Source organism: Asaia platycodi JCM 25414, from assembly GCF_000614545.1.
GTDB classification, from domain to species: domain Bacteria; phylum Pseudomonadota; class Alphaproteobacteria; order Acetobacterales; family Acetobacteraceae; genus Asaia; species Asaia platycodi.
The window spans coordinates 113,703-130,168 of the sequence record NZ_BAKW01000002.1 but is presented as its reverse complement, the minus strand read 5'-3'; the positions used below and the strand labels follow the sequence as shown (position 1 = coordinate 130,168).

20 protein-coding genes, 1 tRNA gene and 3 pseudogenes are annotated in these 16,466 nt (G+C 58.7%); 14 read left to right on the top strand and 10 right to left on the bottom strand.

From position 1 onward, the window contains the following. Positions 1-81: 81 nt before the first annotated feature. Positions 82-732 (top strand): SDR family oxidoreductase, encoded by a 651-nt coding sequence (locus tag JCM25414_RS16405; protein WP_199897583.1) that lies wholly within the window; start codon positions 82-84, stop codon positions 730-732. A gap of 63 nt (positions 733-795) precedes the next feature. Here JCM25414_RS16405 and JCM25414_RS02665 read toward each other — a convergent pair whose 3' ends face one another. Then, positions 796-1,254 (bottom strand): GNAT family N-acetyltransferase, encoded by a 459-nt coding sequence (locus JCM25414_RS02665; RefSeq protein ID WP_025840641.1) that lies wholly within the window; start codon positions 1,252-1,254, stop codon positions 796-798. Positions 1,255-1,367: 113 nt separating this feature from the next. Between JCM25414_RS02665 and JCM25414_RS21255 the strand changes: the two genes are divergently transcribed. The 5 genes and pseudogenes from JCM25414_RS21255 to JCM25414_RS02650 all read left to right on the top strand — a co-directional run bounded on the left by JCM25414_RS21255 (position 1,368) and on the right by JCM25414_RS02650 (position 4,043). Beyond that, a complete protein-coding gene (locus JCM25414_RS21255) occupies positions 1,368-2,078 on the top strand; it encodes a uracil-DNA glycosylase family protein (RefSeq protein ID WP_148300918.1) in 711 nt (236 codons plus the stop codon). Between the two features lie 164 nt (positions 2,079-2,242). After that, positions 2,243-2,623 (top strand): annotated as a pseudogene (locus tag JCM25414_RS26365) (Ca2+-dependent phosphoinositide-specific phospholipase C); the annotation flags it as partial. Between the two features lie 95 nt (positions 2,624-2,718). Then, positions 2,719-3,288 (top strand): Ca2+-dependent phosphoinositide-specific phospholipase C, encoded by a 570-nt coding sequence (locus tag JCM25414_RS16395; RefSeq protein ID WP_277910957.1) that lies wholly within the window; start codon positions 2,719-2,721, stop codon positions 3,286-3,288. Beyond that, positions 3,285-3,527, top strand: coding sequence for a Ca2+-dependent phosphoinositide-specific phospholipase C (locus JCM25414_RS24310; protein ID WP_242403292.1), 243 nt, complete (start codon positions 3,285-3,287; stop codon positions 3,525-3,527). The genes JCM25414_RS16395 and JCM25414_RS24310 overlap by 4 nt, the downstream gene beginning before the upstream one ends. Before the next feature lie 439 nt (positions 3,528-3,966). Further along, positions 3,967-4,043 (top strand) — tRNA-Asp (locus JCM25414_RS02650). Positions 4,044-4,167: 124 nt separating this feature from the next. Here JCM25414_RS02650 and JCM25414_RS24305 read toward each other — a convergent pair. The 4 genes from JCM25414_RS24305 to JCM25414_RS02630 form a co-directional block, all read right to left on the bottom strand. Then, positions 4,168-4,440 (bottom strand): hypothetical protein, encoded by a 273-nt coding sequence (locus JCM25414_RS24305; RefSeq protein ID WP_242403291.1) that lies wholly within the window; start codon positions 4,438-4,440, stop codon positions 4,168-4,170. Next, positions 4,401-4,931 carry an ATP-binding cassette domain-containing protein gene (locus JCM25414_RS16385; protein ID WP_242403290.1) on the bottom strand — a complete coding sequence of 177 codons (531 nt, stop codon included), beginning with the start codon at positions 4,929-4,931 and terminating at the stop codon, positions 4,401-4,403. The genes JCM25414_RS24305 and JCM25414_RS16385 overlap by 40 nt, the downstream gene beginning before the upstream one ends. Before the next feature lie 2 nt (positions 4,932-4,933). Next, positions 4,934-5,785 (bottom strand): ABC transporter permease, encoded by an 852-nt coding sequence (locus tag JCM25414_RS02640; RefSeq protein WP_025840639.1) that lies wholly within the window; start codon positions 5,783-5,785, stop codon positions 4,934-4,936. 343 nt (positions 5,786-6,128) lie between these two features. Further along, positions 6,129-7,130, bottom strand: a complete 1,002-nt coding sequence (locus JCM25414_RS02630) for an MBL fold metallo-hydrolase (protein WP_025840638.1) — start codon at positions 7,128-7,130, stop codon at positions 6,129-6,131. Between JCM25414_RS02630 and JCM25414_RS26360 the strand changes: the two are divergent. From JCM25414_RS26360 to JCM25414_RS02605, 5 genes and pseudogenes are all read left to right on the top strand, one after another. Beyond that, positions 7,078-7,686: pseudogene (locus JCM25414_RS26360) on the top strand (retropepsin-like aspartic protease); the annotation flags it as partial. The gene JCM25414_RS02630 and the pseudogene JCM25414_RS26360 overlap by 53 nt on opposite strands. A 106-nt stretch (positions 7,687-7,792) precedes the next feature. Beyond that, positions 7,793-8,368 (top strand): retropepsin-like aspartic protease family protein, encoded by a 576-nt coding sequence (locus tag JCM25414_RS02620; RefSeq protein WP_025840636.1) that lies wholly within the window; start codon positions 7,793-7,795, stop codon positions 8,366-8,368. A 65-nt stretch (positions 8,369-8,433) separates the two neighbouring features. Further along, a complete protein-coding gene (gene queE, locus JCM25414_RS02615) occupies positions 8,434-9,075 on the top strand; it encodes a 7-carboxy-7-deazaguanine synthase (RefSeq protein ID WP_025840635.1) in 642 nt (213 codons plus the stop codon). Then, positions 9,075-9,775: pseudogene (queC, locus tag JCM25414_RS16380) on the top strand (7-cyano-7-deazaguanine synthase QueC). Before queE ends, queC begins: the two are co-directional and overlap by 1 nt. Beyond that, positions 9,762-10,310, top strand: coding sequence for a 6-pyruvoyl trahydropterin synthase family protein (locus tag JCM25414_RS02605; RefSeq protein WP_025840634.1), 549 nt, complete (start codon positions 9,762-9,764; stop codon positions 10,308-10,310). Before queC ends, JCM25414_RS02605 begins: the two are co-directional and overlap by 14 nt. Positions 10,311-10,356: 46 nt before the next feature. Here the strand turns inward: JCM25414_RS02605 and JCM25414_RS23270 are convergent, their stop codons facing one another. Continuing rightward, positions 10,357-10,515, bottom strand: coding sequence for a hypothetical protein (locus tag JCM25414_RS23270; protein WP_159101696.1), 159 nt, complete (start codon positions 10,513-10,515; stop codon positions 10,357-10,359). A gap of 235 nt (positions 10,516-10,750) precedes the next feature. On the opposite strand from JCM25414_RS23270, the gene JCM25414_RS02590 reads away from it, so the two are divergent. After that, positions 10,751-11,371, top strand: a complete 621-nt coding sequence (locus JCM25414_RS02590) for a DNA polymerase III subunit epsilon (protein WP_025840633.1) — start codon at positions 10,751-10,753, stop codon at positions 11,369-11,371. A 41-nt stretch (positions 11,372-11,412) separates the two neighbouring features. Here the strand turns inward: JCM25414_RS02590 and JCM25414_RS02585 are convergent, their stop codons facing one another. Beyond that, the gene (locus JCM25414_RS02585; protein WP_025840632.1) at positions 11,413-11,967 is read right to left on the bottom strand and encodes a hypothetical protein; all 555 of its coding nucleotides are present in this window, start codon (positions 11,965-11,967) and stop codon (positions 11,413-11,415) included. Between the two features lie 105 nt (positions 11,968-12,072). Between JCM25414_RS02585 and JCM25414_RS02580 the strand changes: the two genes are divergently transcribed. Beyond that, positions 12,073-12,852, top strand: coding sequence for an SDR family NAD(P)-dependent oxidoreductase (locus JCM25414_RS02580; protein WP_025840631.1), 780 nt, complete (start codon positions 12,073-12,075; stop codon positions 12,850-12,852). Between the two features lie 22 nt (positions 12,853-12,874). Here the strand turns inward: JCM25414_RS02580 and JCM25414_RS02575 are convergent, their stop codons facing one another. After that, positions 12,875-14,314: an outer membrane beta-barrel protein gene (locus JCM25414_RS02575; protein ID WP_025840630.1), complete on the bottom strand. Its 1,440-nt coding sequence runs from the start codon at positions 14,312-14,314 to the stop codon at positions 12,875-12,877. A gap of 207 nt (positions 14,315-14,521) precedes the next feature. Between JCM25414_RS02575 and JCM25414_RS02570 the strand changes: the two genes are divergently transcribed. Further along, positions 14,522-15,238: an MgtC/SapB family protein gene (locus tag JCM25414_RS02570; RefSeq protein WP_025840629.1), complete on the top strand. Its 717-nt coding sequence runs from the start codon at positions 14,522-14,524 to the stop codon at positions 15,236-15,238. 15 nt (positions 15,239-15,253) lie between these two features. On the opposite strand, the gene JCM25414_RS24300 is transcribed toward JCM25414_RS02570, so the two are convergent. Further along, positions 15,254-15,517, bottom strand: coding sequence for a hypothetical protein (locus tag JCM25414_RS24300; protein WP_242403289.1), 264 nt, complete (start codon positions 15,515-15,517; stop codon positions 15,254-15,256). Next, positions 15,484-16,203, bottom strand: coding sequence for a major royal jelly family protein (locus tag JCM25414_RS16375; RefSeq protein ID WP_242403288.1), 720 nt, complete (start codon positions 16,201-16,203; stop codon positions 15,484-15,486). Before JCM25414_RS16375 ends, JCM25414_RS24300 begins: the two co-directional genes overlap by 34 nt. Positions 16,204-16,466: the final 263 nt, after the last annotated feature.

The window sequence follows — 16,466 nt, the reverse complement described above, 5'->3', positions numbered from 1 at the left end:
CGTAACTGGCGCAGGCAGTGGCATCGGCCAGCAGATTGCCATAGGCCTTGCCGAAGCAGGCGCTCGGTAGCCTGCTTCGACCTGCCCGGCTCGCATAAAGGGCTGGATGAGACCGCCGATCGCATTCGCGGTTTTGGACGCTCTGCCCTTGTCTGCACAGGCGACGCCACGGATGAAGCAAGCCTCGCCGATGCGATTGCTTCCACCCAGACCCAGCTTGGCCAGCTCTCTGTCGCCGTCAACGCCGCAGGCATCGCGAATGCGGCGCCGGCAGAAGAAATGGGTCGTGATCAGTGGCAGCGCGTGCTCGACATCAATACCACTGGCGTCTTTCTGTCGTCTCAGGCGGAAGGCCGCGCCATGCTCGCCAATGGCCGCGGCTCGATCGTCAATATTGCCTCGATGTCTGGGGTGATCGTCAATCGTGGACTCATGCAGGCACATTACAATGCTTCGAAAGCCGCAGTGATCCATCTCAGTAAGAGTCTGGCCATGGAATGGGCAACCCGCGGCGTGCGGGTCAACACCATCAGCCCCGGCTATACCGCCACCCCCATGAATACACGCCCCGAATGGGCAGAGCGCGTGAAAGTATTCGAAAACGACACACCCATGAACCGGATCGCCCTACCGCGCGAAATGGTGGGACCGGCCATTTTCCTTTCTTCCCGCGCGGCGTCTTTCTGCACGGGCGTCGATCTGCTGGTCGATGGCGGTTTCTGCTGCTGGTGATTCCTCTCAGGGCACTGCCCTGAGACCTGCAAGGGGGGCGCAAGCCCCCTTTGAACCCGTTTTTCAGAGATCGAGGTGGAAAAACTGGTTGAACGCGCTCGCCTGATAGGTGCTGAAAGGCGGCCCACTGATAAAGCCCTGCTTTCGATAAAGTGCGATGGCTGAGTTGAAGGCCGGTGCGGTGCCAGTTTCCAAGCTGAGTCGTTTCAAGCCGCGCTCCCGCGCTGTTGCGATCATGACCGCAAGAATCGCGGCCGCAGCACCTTGCCGCAAAAAATCGGGGTGCGTGCGCATGGACTTCACCTCGCCTACACCCGCATCCAGCGTTTTGAGTGCACCAATCGCCGCAATACGCCCGCCGATCTGCGCCGACCAGACCGTGACTTCAGGCCTCTGCAACCCCGAGAGATCGAGCGCAAAACGACTGGCTATGGGTGAATTTTCAGCCATACCCACCAGATGGAGTGCCAGCAGAGCCAGAGTTTCGTCACCCGAAAGATCGTCAAACTGAACGTCGATCACCCGATGAGGCCCCCATTTTCCAAGATCTCGCGCGAGACGGGGCGGATCGTTCCATCCCGCTCTCGACACGGCCAGCGTGCCACGACATGGTCGATGGATGAAAGGGTGTGCCTGTGACTTCTCCCCTGGACGTCTTGAATGAAGCGGAAACTTCTCTCGCCGGGCATGTACTGGAGGATGGAAGGCCGTTCCTCGACCATTCCGGCTCGTTGCTCTATTCATCGGTCAGGACACTTGCTCCCGGCCCGATCTATTTTCTGGGGCTTAATCCCGGTGGCAGCCCGCAGAACAATGCGGATGAAACCTTGCGTCACTCGCTCGCTGAAATACGCAGTGGCAGAAATGCCTTTTGCGACGACATATGGGGGGACCGGCCCGGGCAATACAAACGTGGCATGGCGCCTTTACAGCGCAGGGTCAGAGACATCTTCGCAACGCTGGGTCTCGATACGAGGTCAGTCCCCGCTACCAATCTGGTATTTACGCGATCCAGAAATATCCGCGCGCACAATGACTTCAGACATGCCATCAGCCTCTGCAAGCCCACTCATGAACGCTTCATTCAGGCCATTCAGCCCCGACTCATACTGACCCACGGCTGTTGCGGCTTTTTCAAGGAAGCTTTCGACGTCAGGATACTGGATGAACGAAAGGCGCATCATGCAAGATGGAAGGCCCGCATCGGAACCTGTCGTGTCAATGGTAAGGAAATCGGCTTTGCCAATCTGCCGCATCTTTCTCTCTGGGCCATTGATGCCCTGACCGAGCAGGGATTGCAGCGCAGAACCGTGATCGATTGGGTTCGCAAGGAACTCCTAGCGTAAATACCGCCTGCATGAATTGAGCTACCACACATGCGGGCATGGAATAAATCCGAACCTGCATAGGGTTTCCAGCAACGCTGGACATGATGCGACAGACAGGAATTTTTGTTGCTAAATCGCTGTGGTTTTATTCGCGATAAATCATTCTTTTCCATGAATTATTTATGGAAGTTTTTTATAGCCCCCATAAAGATTTCGTGACGTACGTCTTGGCGCTGTTCAGCGCCCGAAGGTCATGCCCTTATCGACGCCTCACATCCCGCTTTCAGGATCTGTCGATGCGCTTTCGTTCTGCCTTGCCCCTGACCCTTCTTGCCACGTTGCTGGGCTCCGCCCATGCCGCAACGATGGACGACACGGTCCAGCTCAATCAGATACAGGTCATCGGCACACATAACAGCTATCGGCGCGACATCTCGCCTGCCACGCTGAAATGGCTGACGAAGCTCTCCCCTCAGGCGGCCATCGCCCTCGATTATCGTCATGACACGTTGAGCGCGCAGCTCGATCATGGCGTGCGCCAGCTCGAGATCGACATCTATGCCGATAGCGAGGGCGGTCGCTACGCTCATCCCAAGGGCCCGGAATGGGAGCGCAAGGCCGGGCTCACCCCCGACCGGATCCGACGCCCCCGCAGGCGATGCAGGGTACCGATTTCAAGGTCATGCATATCGTCGATATCGACCAGCGGTCGAACTGCCAGCCTCTCCGCGTCTGTCTGGCTGAAATCAAAGCTTGGTCGGATGGGCATCCGAACCATGTGCCAGTCTTCATCGACCTCGAGACCAAGCAGGATATTCCCTTCGGCGGCGGCAAGCTCGATTTCACCCCGCCCGAAGTCTTCACCCCTGCCACCTATGACAGACTCGATGCCGAGCTGGTCTCGGTTTTCGGACGCAACGGGATCGTCACCCCCGATCAGGTGCGCGGCTCTGCCGAGACACTCGACAAGGCCGTGCATCTGCATGGCTGGCCCAGCCTGTCCCAGACGCGCGGCAAGATCGTCTTCCTGTTCGACCGCCCTCATGACACCGCACGCTACACGCAAGGCCACCCTGCCCTGCGCGACCGTATCGTCTTCACAAATGCGAAGCCCGGCGACCCGGATTGCGCGTTCACGGAAATCAATGAGGCTTTATCGGTGCCAAGGGCAATGGCAGCGAGGCTGTCGATAACACTGCCGCTGCCCGTATCATTCCCGATCTTGTGAAACAGGGCTATCTCGTGCGTACCCGCGCCGATGCCAATACGATCGAGGCGCGGCAGAACGATCTCAAGCGCCGCGATGTCGCCTTCTCTTCCGGCGCGCATCTGATCAGCACGGATTATCCCGGTTTCGAACCGGCGCCTTGGCATGATTATGCCGTAAGCTTCGGCTCCGGACTGGTTGCGCGCTGCAACCCGGTCAATGCCCCTGTCTCCTGCCGCAGCAACGCCCTCGAACCCTGAGCCGCGGCCACGGTTCAGGCGGCGCGTCGGTTAAGCTTTGATGACGGCGGGAATGTCATTACCCAATTTCCGTCCCGGGTTTCATGCCTGCATTGCTCTGCTTCACCAGACAGGATGCGTGCATGAAATGCCTCACCCCTCTTCTGCTTCTTATTCTGGCCCCGCTCGCCGCCCGGGCGGCCCGAAAGGTCCTGAGTGGAAGCGGGCGGCGGGGCTCATCTCGGCTCTGGTCGATCAGGGTTATCTGCTTCGCACCCTGACCATAAGGCCTTTTCCGGTCGGCTTTCGCTCCAGTCCGGGGATGAGACCGGCAAGAAAAATGAAAAAAAACTGCTGCCCCCTGTTGCCAAAAGAAATCGGGACTGGTAGTTCCCGCTTCACCGAAGACGAGGACGTTACGGCCTCCTCCGAAGCGGTTGCTGAAGCTGAAAAGCTTCATGCGGGTGTAGCTCAGTTGGTTAGAGCGCCGGCCTGTCACGCCGGAGGTCGCGGGTTCGAGCCCCGTCACTCGCGCCATTCTCTCTCAAAAATTGATCCAGATATTCAGCGTGCTTTCGTCTTCGAAAGTCGTTTTCGTGTGCCTGCCTTCTGCCGAAGCAGAAAGCGGACACCTCCCCCGTCATAGCTGTCTGCGTGCGCCTCAAGCCGCCAGATAAGTGTCCAGAACCGCATCTGCCGGGCCGTCCATACGGATCTGGCCATTTTCCAGCCAGAGCAGACGTGTGCACCAGCGACGGATGATCTCGGGTTGGTGGGACGACATGACGAGCGTGTCCGCATCCTGAACAAGGGTCTCAATACGCTTTTGCGCTTTTTCCATGAAGGTGATGTCACCTGCCATGAACCACTCATCCATCAGCAGCACATCAGGCGTTATGGCTGTGGCCAACCCGAAAGCGAGGCGCACCAGCATGCCGCTGCTATAAGTCTTGACCGGCAATGACAGAAAATCGCCCAGTTCGGCAAATTCCACGACGTTTTGCAGAATCGCGCTGTCGCCACCCGACCAAGCCCATGAGAGAGGCAGCGCAGGCGCACGTTTTCGAGGCCCGTAAGCTCCATATTCATGCCGAGCTGCGTATCGAGCAGGGTACCGATAGACCCCGTTATGCGCACGCGCCCCGATACGGGCTCATAAATACCCGCCAAAGCGCGCAGGAGCGTGGTTTTGCCTGCCCCGTTGCCGCCGATAAGGCCGAGGCGCTCCCCTTTGCCCAGCGTGAAACTGATCTCTCTCAGCACATCGACCGTCACTCGATGCCGCGCATCCTCCACCAGAGCGCTACCCGCCCCCTGGCGCGTATGGTTGGCGACGGCCTGGGCCATGGAACGCTTCAAGGTACGGTTTTCAGAATGATAAACCGGAAATTGCAGGCACAGACGGTCAACGAGAACTCTGGTCATGATCAAACCCAGTAAGCGATACGGGCGCGGAAACGGGCAAAGAAAAGCGCAGCCGCTACAATCAGAATGGCGCTATGGGCCAAGGCAGCCTCCCAGATGAGCGGAGACAGGCTTTCACCGATAAGCGGTGCGCGAACAATGGCAAGCAGCGGATGGAACGGGTCTAGCAGCAACCAGTCCGCAAGGGGCCCGACCAGCTCGGGTCGCCAGATAACCGGCGTGATGAAGAAAAAGACCTGAAGCAGCGAGACGATGATCGGCGGAATATCGCGAAACCGCGCGCCCAGAAGCCCCAGGCAAAGCATGATGGCGAAGCTGTCCACACTCCAGAGCACCAGAGCAGGCACCACCAGCCAGATCTTGTGAGGCACGACATGAAAGATCAGAAACACGACCAGCACGACAGCTGCGTTATGCGCCAGAACGAGAAAATTGCGTACGATGACCTGCAGGGCGAAGACGCTGAACGGTGTCCGGGCAGATTGTATGAGGCTTGAGGCCTGCGAAAAGACAGTCGTGCTCTCGGTGATCAGGGTTGAGATGTAGCCCCAAAGAACCAGAGACAGGGCAAGAAATGGAAGATAGTTGCCAAGAGCAATACCGAACAGCTCTGCGTACAAGAACCCAAGGGCCGCCACCATGACCGCCGTGCTGATCGTCAGCCAGAATGGGCCGAGAATCGATCCGCGATAGCGCATCTTGATATCGAGCCAGCCCAGCGTCATGGCGAGAGGCAAAAGGCTCAGTCCCTGACGCAGATCGACGAATGCCGCCCGGTAACGCGCCCATCCTGACAAAGGATACAGATCGAGCACCTTTTCCCTGTCGCCTGCCCTTGGCTGCGTCGTGTTCATGCTTCTCGCTCTTTGCTTGACCCAGAGCAGAAGCTCTAGCCTTTCGGACGCGCCACTCCAAGGGTCAGCACCTTCAACCCCTTCTTCGTGGCCCGAAAATTATCGTCGGTGGTAGGGCAGATGGATCGCTGCCCCAGCCTGGTCTATGATCGCAGGGCAAAGATCGAGGCTCTCCCGCAGAAATGACAAGTGCCGATTACTTCATGATTTGTTTTGTTTTTGCAGCTATGCGATCGGCCCGCTTCTGGCCGGTCTTCTTGTGCGCCGGATCTACAAATCAGATCTGTTCAACTCGTCTGACGAATAGGGCGATCACCATGGGTGAGCGTGGCGGGGCACGCGCCTAGAACGACAAAGAAAGGCCCTGCCGGGCAATGATGAAGCGAAAACCCTCTGTATTCCCTGCCTGAAGCTGGGTTTCGATCAGAGATTCCGCTGAAGCGCCGCCAGTGAGCACGGGCTTGATATGGGCAACGAGCACCGGAAAACCCTTCATGGGCACACCGGCCTCAGCCTTCAATGCCGCAAGCTCGCGCAATAGCCAGGCCGGAGTCAGATGACCGTAGAGCTGTGAATCGCGCCTGCTATTGTCATAAGAGCACTCGATGACAAGACCCCGGAGTTCATGAGCGCGGATCATAGGGGCCACGACTTTCCAGAGCGCGGCCAGCCTGTCTCCTTTTTCCAGAAGGTCTGGCCCCGTATCGCCGAGATAAAGCAGCGCATCGGACCCTGAGCGCAACAGGAAAGCCGTCGATTCCACGCCGCCATGGCTGAGCGGAAAAGCGGTGACGCTCAGCCCTGTCCCTGAGAGAGGAACGGTCTGGTCAGGGAGCAGATCGTGGTAATGAAACAGGCCCAGGGCAGGTTTTGCCCCGCGATCGGCCAGATTGGGCCAGACGCGATGGTTGAACAGATCGTCCTGCATCACCGACAAGACCGACGGCAGGGCATAGATGGGCTTACCCGTATCGTCAGGCGACACAGCCAGCAGCCCCGCCACATGATCGAGATGGGCATGGCTGAGCAGATAGCCCTGAATGACATGATGGAGCAGCAGGCCGATGCGCGAGATTTTCGTATCATGTGGCAGGGCGAGATGATCGAAATCATGGGCCGCGTCGGCTTTTTCGAGGCCATTCATCACTGTACCGGCATCCAGCAGCACGCCAACATCTGCACCCTGCTCGCGCACAAGATACGCACTCAGATTGCCGTCTTCGAGCCCGCCATGCGCACCGAGCACCGTCACTTCGAAGCCCCTGGCCTGAGCCGGTCCGGCAGGCAAAAGCATGACCGTAAGAAGCCCGCCGATGAGAGCGATTTGTCTGAACCTGGCACGCATGGATTTCTCTCCTCGCCTCCCTGTCGTTGAGGCCATTAAAGACGGCAGGTATCGGCATCATCCGGCCGAAGCAAGATGCAGGTACAGAGACGAGACCCGGCATGTCTCACCTGCAAAACCCCCAATACGGATAGAACGCCCTTGCGAGCGCGGCACGACTGTTACATCATCGTTGCAATTCAGAAGAACGAAGCAGAAAAAGCATGGAAAGAGCCGTCGCATGCCCATGAAGAAAGCCGCGTCAGGGCCAGCAACGCGACTACTCTCATGCTTAATTCTTCTACTTGGCATGAATCTGCTGGCTGGCTGCGATGCGCCCGTGAAAGACGGTTCCTGCACCATTGGCACGCTGGGACGCCTGCCCCTCTACTCGTCTCATAATGTGCCGGTCGTACGCGCCACGATCAACAAGCATCCTGTACTGTTCGAGGTCGATACCGGGGCCTATAACAGTGTATTGGGCGAGGAATATGCCGGGATGCTCGAACTGAGCTATTCGGGAGGCATGGTCCGGGCTATCGGCGTCAAAGGCACCGAGTTCCAGCGTATCGTGCAGGTAGATGATATCGGACTGGGCGGCGCCACCAACACAAACCATGCCTTCGTCATGACCTCCCAGCCTTTCCATCCCACCAGGCCCCCTCCTGCCGCCGCTTGTAGGCATGATAGGCGCCGAGATCCTGCTGGCAACGGACCTTGTGATCGATATGCCGCATCATCAGATGCAGTTGCTCGATATGAAGCGATGCCCTTACCCGATGCCTCTCTGGAAAGGCACGATGCATACCGTGCGGATCGATCGCGATCTCGACGACATGAAGCTGCATCTGCATTTCGCGCTCGACGGGGGCGAACCCATACGCGCTGTTTTCGACACAGGTGCCTCGCGCACCGTTATACCGCTGCGCATGGCCCGCAAGCTTGGCGTCACCGATGCCATGCTGAAAAATGATCGCTCCACGACCGATGTGCAGGCCGTGGGCGACGACAAGGTTACGGCCTATCATCACCGTTTCAGGACACTGACGCTCGGCGATTTTACGATCCATAATCCTGAAGTGATCATCATGGATAATGACACGCTCGATTATGCCCTGTTCGGCGCCGATTTCCTGCGTCATCACCGTGTCTGGATCACGACCGAGAACACGATGTACGTGCAGCATATTTCCGAGATACCGCGCGACGAAAATCAAGCACCGCCATCATCCGCAACATCGGAAACAGGCGCCAAATAACGCCTGCGGCGAAAAAGACCCATTTTTCACTTGCATCAAGCGCCCGGCTCGCCGACATGCGAGGCATGCCATACGCCGTAAAGGAACTCTTCGCGACACTTCAGGGAGAAGGCGCCCATACCGGGCGCGCCTCCGTGTTCTGTCGCTTTGCCGGATGCAATCTCTGGTCGGGCCGTGAGGAAGATCGTCACAAGGCCGCCTGCCAGTTCTGCGACACCGATTTCGTCGGTACGAATGGCGAGGGCGGCGGGCGTTTCGCTACCGCAGAAGATCTTGCGCAGGCACTCGTCACCTGCTGGGAGGCCGCCTCGACCGAGTCAGGGCGACGCTATGTCGTTTTCACGGGGGGCGAACCTCTGTTGCAGATCGATGCGGCGCTCGTTGCAGCAGTGCACAAGGCAGGGTTCGAGATCGCCATCGAGAGCAACGGCACGATCGAGGCGCCTGAGGGCATCGACTGGGTCTGCATCAGCCCCAAACCGTCAAGCACCCTGGTCCAGCGCTCCGGGCAGGAACTAAAGCTGGTCTTTCCGCAGGAAACCCTGCCGCCCGACCTCTTCGAGGGCTGGGATTTCGCTCATTTCTGGCTGCAACCCATGGATGGCCCCGAGCGTGTCGAGAACACGCAAAAAGCCGTCGCCTATTGCCTGAAAAACCCGCGCTGGCGCCTGTCGCTTCAAACCCACAAGCTGATCGGGATTCCCTGATGCTCTCTGACGATAAGGCGATCGTTCTGTTCTCCGGTGGCCAGGACTCGGCCACCTGTCTGGCCTGGGCTCTCGACCGCTTTGCACACGTCGAGACGCTTGGCTTTGCCTATGGTCAACGTCACGCGGTGGAGCTGGAATGCCGTGACACGCTACGCACGACCATGATCGACGCCAAGCCGGAATGGCGCGACAGGCTGGGCGAGGACCATACGCTCGATCTCTCCGTTCTCGGGCAGATTTCCGAGACCGCGCTCACGCGTGAAGCCGCTATCGAGATGAACGAAAACGGCCTGCCCTCGACTTTCGTGCCGGGTCGCAACCTGCTCTTTCTGAGCTTTGCCGCTACTCTGGGTGTCAGGCGCAATGCCCGCCATATCGTGACCGGCGTCTGCGAAACCGACTATTCCGGCTATCCCGATTGCCGCGACGACACCATCAAGGCATTGCAGGTGGCCCTCAATCTCGGCATGGAAACGCGCTTCGTGCTGCACACGCCGCTGATGTGGCTGGACAAGGCCGCGACCTGGCGTCTGGCAGAGACACTGGGCGGTAGGAAAATGGTTACAGCGATCAATCGAGACAGCCATAGCTGCTATCTTGGCGACCGCACGCACCGGCACGACTGGGGGTATGGTTGCGGCACCTGCCTGCCTGCGAATTGCGTGAGAAGGGATGGTCGAGCTATGTCGGCGCTTGAACTGAGCTTTACCCGTCGTTTCAGCATGGGGCATCGCCTGATCACGGGCAGCTCCGAACGCTGTGCCATACCCCACGGGCATAACGAGTTCGTCACTGTCACGCTTCAGGCGCGCGAGGCGTCCCGGCTGGATGGCACACGCAATATGGTCGTGCCTTTCGCCGATGCAAAAGCCCGCTGGCACGATTTTATCGATACACGCCTCGACCACGCTTTTCAGATCTCGTCTTCTGACCCGCTGCTCGGATGGTTTCTTGAAAATGAGCCTGCGCGTGCGGACAGGCTTGTCGTCACACCCGGCGACCCAACCACCGAATTGATGGCCGCTTTGCTTTACGCCAAGCTGGAAGCTTTCCTGCGTGCTGACGGCAATATGCTCTGCTGCACCAGCCTCACGCTGGAAGAAACGCCAACCAATACGGTCAGGCTGACAGGATCACCCGATGCCTATCTGCCGGTCATGGATGGCGAACCCATCGCGTATTGGTGGCATCGTGCCGACCCGACGATTTCCGACGTGACCTTATCGCCCTGACCCGAGCTTGCGGCATTGAAGCATATCTTGCCGAGAGGCATTGCCATCAGTGCGTTTGAGACCATTCCTGCCCGAGCAGCTGGACATGGACACGAAAAGCACCATGATCATCTGTCTTGATATCTCTCGGGGTCTGCGGGGCCGCCTTGACCTCGGCCTCGGGAGCGGGAACATCGTTCTGGGGGGAAGTCGAATTCTTGCTCATGGCCTTCTCCTTTATTGCAGGACATCAAAGGAACATGGCGTCAATCTGGCATCGTTATGAAAAAATGCGGCGCGTGACGGCTGCAGCGTTCCTTTCTAAAAGAACGTTGCATTTCTCAAAAAGTTCGCTCGATATTTTCCTGAACGGGGCTCTCTTCTTGTAAAAACCTCTGTCATTCAAGAAACGGGCAAAGCAAGACTCCCCTTGTGCTCAAGAACAGGATCCCCTCGACTCGATGCGTCTGCGTGTTATTGATCTCGAAACGTCGGGAAATCATCCTCTCTCTTCTGAAGTCATCGAGTTCGGTTCGGTCGATATGGTCCTGATCGACGGCGACTGGCAGATCGAACCCCCTCGAACCCAGCTTTTTCGGCCTTCTGCCCCGCTCACGCCCGAAACCCAGGCAGTTCATCACCTTATGGAAGGGGATTTTGCCGCCGATCTGCCCCATGCGACACCCGACGCCCTTGGTGCGCTCGTTCAGCGCGTACCTCGCCCCGACATGCTGGCCGCGCATCACATCGCGTTCGAGCGTCACTTTCTGACCGATGCCATCACCGGCGGGCTGCCCTGGCTGTGCACTTTGCGCATCGGTCAGAAACTTTGGCCGGATGCACCACGCCACACAAACCAGATTCTTCGCTACTGGCTCAAACTCGACCTCGACCGCAGGCTTGCCGCCCCCGCTCACAGGGCCGGCCCCGATGCCTATGTGACCGCGCACATCCTGCAACGACAGCTTGCTCTCGCCCCGCCGGATGAGCTTTTCAGACTGACCCAGGCCAGGCATGTGCGACGCGGCGCCGCTTTACGCTCAGGCAAAGATCTGAACCGTCAGGAGCAGCTTTTCCCCTGATCATTCTCCGACAGGCTTTCCACCAAGACTGAAAGAACGCCTCAGAAGGTGAATGATCTGTTTTGGAGCGCGACCGCCTTTTTCTCGATCGCCGAAAGCATACGACGTCGGATCAGCCCACTTACAGGCCGTATCCCATACCAGTATGGTGTCATTTTACGTCGCAGTTCCGGCTGCGGGCATGACACGAGAGTGCGCGTGACAAGTCTGGTTTTATGTGAGGCGATTCTTTCGGTCTCGAAAACAAGCAAAAGACGGCAGGCATTTGCATCCTGCTTCCAGAACTCAGCCTTCGTTGTTTCATGCGGTAGCAGCCCATAATCCCATCGCCAGAACGACCCCATAAGGCCCAACCAGAGTCGCCTCTCTCCTTCACGACCGAGAGAGGTAAAACTGTTCATCGAAAAGCGATGTGCTTCCTGACCGCGCCTCAAGCGGCCGGGCAAGTCACGCAGCCCGAGGCAGAACTGAATTAGAGGATCATCCTCGGCCCTGAACATGGCGGCTGCATCCAGACAGAATTGTGGCTCGGCCTGAATGAGACGCGCGTGACACTCCTTGAAGTGCACAGGTAGAAAATGCTCTGGCCCGATCATTCCATCCTCATATTGTCGCCTGCCCCTCGCAGAAAAATGCATCGTCGAGAAGCACGTTGATCCTTATCATTTCACCCGCCTGCCAAAACTTTTCCTGGAAATTTCATGCCGCGTCTTCCGAACAAGTTTGCTGTCGTCACAGGTGCTGCGCGGGGCATAGGGCTCGCCATTGCCCGTCATTTTCGCAATGAAGGCTGCGCGGTGGTTCTGACCGATATCGACACAGAAAACGGCCAGCGTGAAGCCGACGCGCTCTCTTGCCGCTTCTTTTCGCTGGATGTGCGTTCCGAAAGCGATTGGGCGAGGCTCTCGACGCTCTGCCCATGCCCTGATATCGTCGTCAATAACGCCGGGATTACCGGGTTCGAGAATGGGCTTGTAGCTCATGACCCCGAACACGCGACCCTCGCAGACTGGCACGCGGTACATCGCACCAATCTGGACGGTACGTTTCTGGGCTGTCGCTATGCCTTGCGTGGCATGCAAGCGCGCGGCACAGGGGCGATCATCAATATTTCTTCGCGCTCCGGGCTCGTTGGCATACCCGGTGCGGCTGCCTATGCATCATCGAAAGCCGCCATACGCAATCACACCAAGAGCGTTGCGCTCTACGCGGCCCAGAAGGGCTGGGCCATACGCTGCAACTCGGTTCATCCAGCTGCCATTCTTACGCCCATGTGGGAAGCCATGCTCGGCGACGGGCCAGACCGCGAGACACGCATGAAGGCCTTCGTGGGCGACACACCTCTCAAACGCTTCGGCACGGTCGATGAGGTCGCCGCCATTTGCGTGATGCTGGCCTCCGACGAAGCGGCCTATATTACCGGCTCCGAATTCTCGATCGATGGCGGATTGCTGGCAGGGTCCGCTGCCGTGCCGGGATAACAGGCCGCTTTTCGTCAGGCAGTCAGAATGTCCAGACCATGTCGCAGGAAAACCAGAACATGGTCGAATCTCCATTCCGCACGATAGGATCGCTCACCGACGCTTCGCGATTGAACGGTCTCGTGCCGTTCAGGCTGTGATCGACCCGGATCTCGGGCCGCAGCACGAAACGCCCAAGCGGCAGATGCCGGTTTACGAATTCGGGCTCGTAATGCAGGCCAAGCGTCAGATCGCCATAGGTCGTGGGAGGAGCGGCATAGAATGGATAAGGTTGATTGCGTAGCTGCTTGCCGAAAGCGGTTGTGCCCGGATAGGCGGCTATCATCACGCCGGTATTGTCGCGAAATACCTCACCGCGCAGATTGAGCTGCACCGAAGGACTGAGCGACCAGGCAAGATAGGCCGTGCTGCCATAAAGTTCGTCATCCGGAATCTCATCATGCAGCCAGGTGCTGGCAAAGGTAAAAACCAGCGCCTTGCTGAGATGATAGGTGAGCAGAAGATCAGCATTATATTGCATGCGATGCACAGCCTGATCGCCTATTCCGGCGCTGATCCAGCCTTCGGGAGAAATACGGGGATCGCCGTCATGACCCTGCGGTCCGGCCCGCCCGATCAGATGCCCGTCGAGCCGTCCATTCATCAAATGGCTGAAGGAGACACCGAGATAGCCTTTGGGCCGGTTATTATTGCCGCTCTGCCCAAAAGTGGTGGAATTGCCTGCATCGATCCCGATTAAACCATCGACATGAGCGCCGACATGCGCCGTTGCAATAATGCCTACCGTCTGGAATGGCACGATAAAATCGGAGCTGTAATTATAACTGTAGAACGGACGTGACAGCGCGGCCGGGCCTTCCGACCCCATCAGCCCGTAAGACTGACCGATCTGAAAATCGATCCCCCGGCTGAAAATCCAGGGCGTATGCAGATCGACATGCGCCTGTGTCGGCGCCCATTGATACATGCCGCTCAATGCCCTGTCGCCCATACCGACCGTGACGTCAAAGCGGGAATCGGAGCCGTACATGGCTTCTGCCGTAAAGCCGATCCCGTAGCCGCCGCCTATGTCGTCGATATCATGCGAGACAGAGCCCAGAATCTGATTGAGGGTGGCCGTGTTCGCGCGGTCGAGAAAGAACTGGCCAAAATTTCGGCCCGATTTCGTCCAGGGATTGGCGGCAATCCCCCCCTCAATGGTCATATGCGTTTTGATGCCGCTCCAGTAGTCTTCGGACACGGGCGGCCGCACGGACGCAGCCGGCACAGGCGCAGCTGGCACAGCGGCACGCCCCCGATTCGCCTTGCGCCGCGCCACACCGCCTGAACGAGGCTCATAGGGGGGCTGGGTCGTCTGGCTCTGCGCCGTCGTCACGGCATGGGCTTGATGGGCGCCGTGCAAACCCATAACCGACAGACACACGAGCAGCGCCGCCGATACGGCCGAGCCTTTCCCGATCATCGTCGTTTCTCCCCACGTTCTGGCTTTCCGAAGGGCTGCGCCCTCTGTCGGGCGGCACTCTGGACCGGGCCAAGGCTCACATTCACGTGATTTAATGTTGCAGACCGACGTTTCATGGACCGGAACGTCAAGGCTGCCGGGTGGGCGAAAACAACAAAACCGATTAGACAAGCCGGGCCAGCCCTCTTGCAACAGACTGGATCTCCCGTGCGGTTCATCGAAACATTCGACCTCCATTCCTTCACGGATTCGAGCATCAGCCTGCTCGCCGCCTTTGTTTTCGGCACGCTGATCGGGGCTGAGAGACAGTACCGACAACGCACGGCGGGGGTACGCACCAATGCTCTGGTTGCCCTCGGCGGGGCGGCCTTCGTCGATCTGGCCCAACGCATCGCCGGCGATGTCGAATCGCTGCGCGTCATCGCCTATGTGGTGTCAGGTATCGGCTTTCTGGGAGCGGGCGCCATCATCAAGGAAGGCGCCACGGTACGCGGCATGAACACAGCCGCAACGCTCTGGTGCTCTGCGGCCGTTGGTGCCTGTGTCGGCAGCGACATGCTGGCCGAAGGGTTTCTGCTCACCTTTTTCATCATCGCAGGCAACACGCTGCTTCGCCCCATCGTGCGGGCCATAGACCGCATTCCGCTTCAGGCGAAATCGATGGAGGCCGGTTATGCGTTGCGCATCGTAACCTGTCGCCAATCGGTGCAGGAAATGACCGCCCTGCTCAAGGAACAGCTGGAAGAGGCCGATTATACGATCGGCAAGCTGTCTCTGAGTGAAGAGGAAGACGAGCAGGCAGCCATCAATGTCAGCCTCATGGTCTCATCGAACGGGCCGGGCTCACTGGAAGCACTGATTTCGACCCTGATTCAGGACAGCCGTGTGGTGGCGGCGTCGCTCTCACTCAACGCCGATACCTGAAGCCTTCAACCAGCTTCAGGGTGCTGGCGCTGCAGGCAAGGCGATCTTGACCAGAAGCCAGGGCCCCTGCTCCTTGTTCACCCCGCCATGAAAGGCTGGCTGGCGCGACCATTGGCCGATCGTGGCGTAGAGCGTGTTATCGCTGTAGACCAAGCCATCCGGCGCAATCAGCCGCGGGTCATGGGCAATGACCGAGATCCGGCCATCGGGCGCACGGGCCAGAACGCCATGACGCTCGATATCGGTCAGGAACAGACGTCCATCGGGCGCGGTAGCCATGCCATCGCCCATACCGGCCTCGCTTCATCCTTCACGCTGAACTCGATTTCGGTCTCGCTCGCCTTGGGGTCGGCCAGCACGGCGGTAGGCGCCGAGTAGAGTTCACGGCTGGTCAGAGGCTGCCAGAACAGCGTCTGCTGATCGGCACTCAACCCGATACCATTCGCCCCGGCCTGCGCCATGGTCGGGTGCTCCGGGTCATAGCGCGACGCCTTGCCATCAAGCACAGCCAGAAAGCCGTGCCGCGGCATCACCGGCTCGGTATCGGCCAGAAGACGACGCTGCGTGCCGGAGGCAATATCGACCGCGATAAGCGCAGGATGCACGGTCAGGGAGGAATCGGTGATAAAGGCCGTACCCCGATCTCCATGGGTCAGGTCGATACGCAGATCATTCGGATGACTGTCAGAACGCAGCGCAGGAGCCGCGAGAGGAATTTCCTCGATAATGCGCGCAGAGGCGGGGTCGATATGAATCAGTCTTGCTGCGCCCGGCACCGTGCCCTTGTCAGCGAGAATGCCTTCATCGAGCACCCAGAGCTGTCCGCTTGCGTCGACCGTCATACCCAGCGGCGATACGAAACGCCCCTGGCTCTCCTCATCTGGAAACGGCGTCAGTTTGCCGTGGTCGAACAAGGCAAGCCTCGGCCCGTCATGATCATGCAGACTGCGTGGAAACCCCAGCACCAGCCGATGATCGGAGAGAATGGCAATGCCCGAGGGCTGTGCTTCGTGAAAGCGCCCAATGATCTCGACATTGCCCGAGGGCGCATAGCCCTGATCGACACTGTCCTCCTTTCAGGGGCGGGAATACTCTCACTCGCCGCGACGGCGCGGGGGAAGAAACTGCAAATGCCACCGATGTCATCAGGGCATAAAGGGCCAGACGCGTTTTCATATTCCCTCTTTCCTGTCCATCATGAAAGAGATCGGGGCAGGCGCGTCAAGCC

Bases quoted from the DNA above. Each gene is read 5' to 3' on its own strand.
- JCM25414_RS16395 (WP_277910957.1), top strand. From the start codon at position 2,719: ATGCAGGGTACCGATTTCAAGGTCATGCATATCGTCGATATCGACCAG.
- JCM25414_RS24305 (WP_242403291.1), bottom strand. From the start codon at position 4,440: ATGCTGGTGCGCCTCGCTTTCGGGTTGGCCACAGCCATAACGCCTGAT.
- JCM25414_RS16385 (WP_242403290.1), bottom strand. From the start codon at position 4,931: ATGACCAGAGTTCTCGTTGACCGTCTGTGCCTGCAATTTCCGGTTTAT.
- JCM25414_RS02640 (WP_025840639.1), bottom strand. From the start codon at position 5,785: ATGAACACGACGCAGCCAAGGGCAGGCGACAGGGAAAAGGTGCTCGAT.
- JCM25414_RS02630 (WP_025840638.1), bottom strand. From the start codon at position 7,130: ATGCGTGCCAGGTTCAGACAAATCGCTCTCATCGGCGGGCTTCTTACG.
- JCM25414_RS02620 (WP_025840636.1), top strand. From the start codon at position 7,793: ATGATAGGCGCCGAGATCCTGCTGGCAACGGACCTTGTGATCGATATG.
- queE (WP_025840635.1), top strand. From the start codon at position 8,434: ATGCCATACGCCGTAAAGGAACTCTTCGCGACACTTCAGGGAGAAGGC.
- JCM25414_RS02605 (WP_025840634.1), top strand. From the start codon at position 9,762: ATGTCGGCGCTTGAACTGAGCTTTACCCGTCGTTTCAGCATGGGGCAT.
- JCM25414_RS23270 (WP_159101696.1), bottom strand. From the start codon at position 10,515: ATGAGCAAGAATTCGACTTCCCCCCAGAACGATGTTCCCGCTCCCGAG.
- JCM25414_RS02590 (WP_025840633.1), top strand. From the start codon at position 10,751: ATGCGTCTGCGTGTTATTGATCTCGAAACGTCGGGAAATCATCCTCTC.
- JCM25414_RS02585 (WP_025840632.1), bottom strand. From the start codon at position 11,967: ATGATCGGGCCAGAGCATTTTCTACCTGTGCACTTCAAGGAGTGTCAC.
- JCM25414_RS02580 (WP_025840631.1), top strand. From the start codon at position 12,073: ATGCCGCGTCTTCCGAACAAGTTTGCTGTCGTCACAGGTGCTGCGCGG.
- JCM25414_RS02575 (WP_025840630.1), bottom strand. From the start codon at position 14,314: ATGATCGGGAAAGGCTCGGCCGTATCGGCGGCGCTGCTCGTGTGTCTG.
- JCM25414_RS24300 (WP_242403289.1), bottom strand. From the start codon at position 15,517: ATGGCTACCGCGCCCGATGGACGTCTGTTCCTGACCGATATCGAGCGT.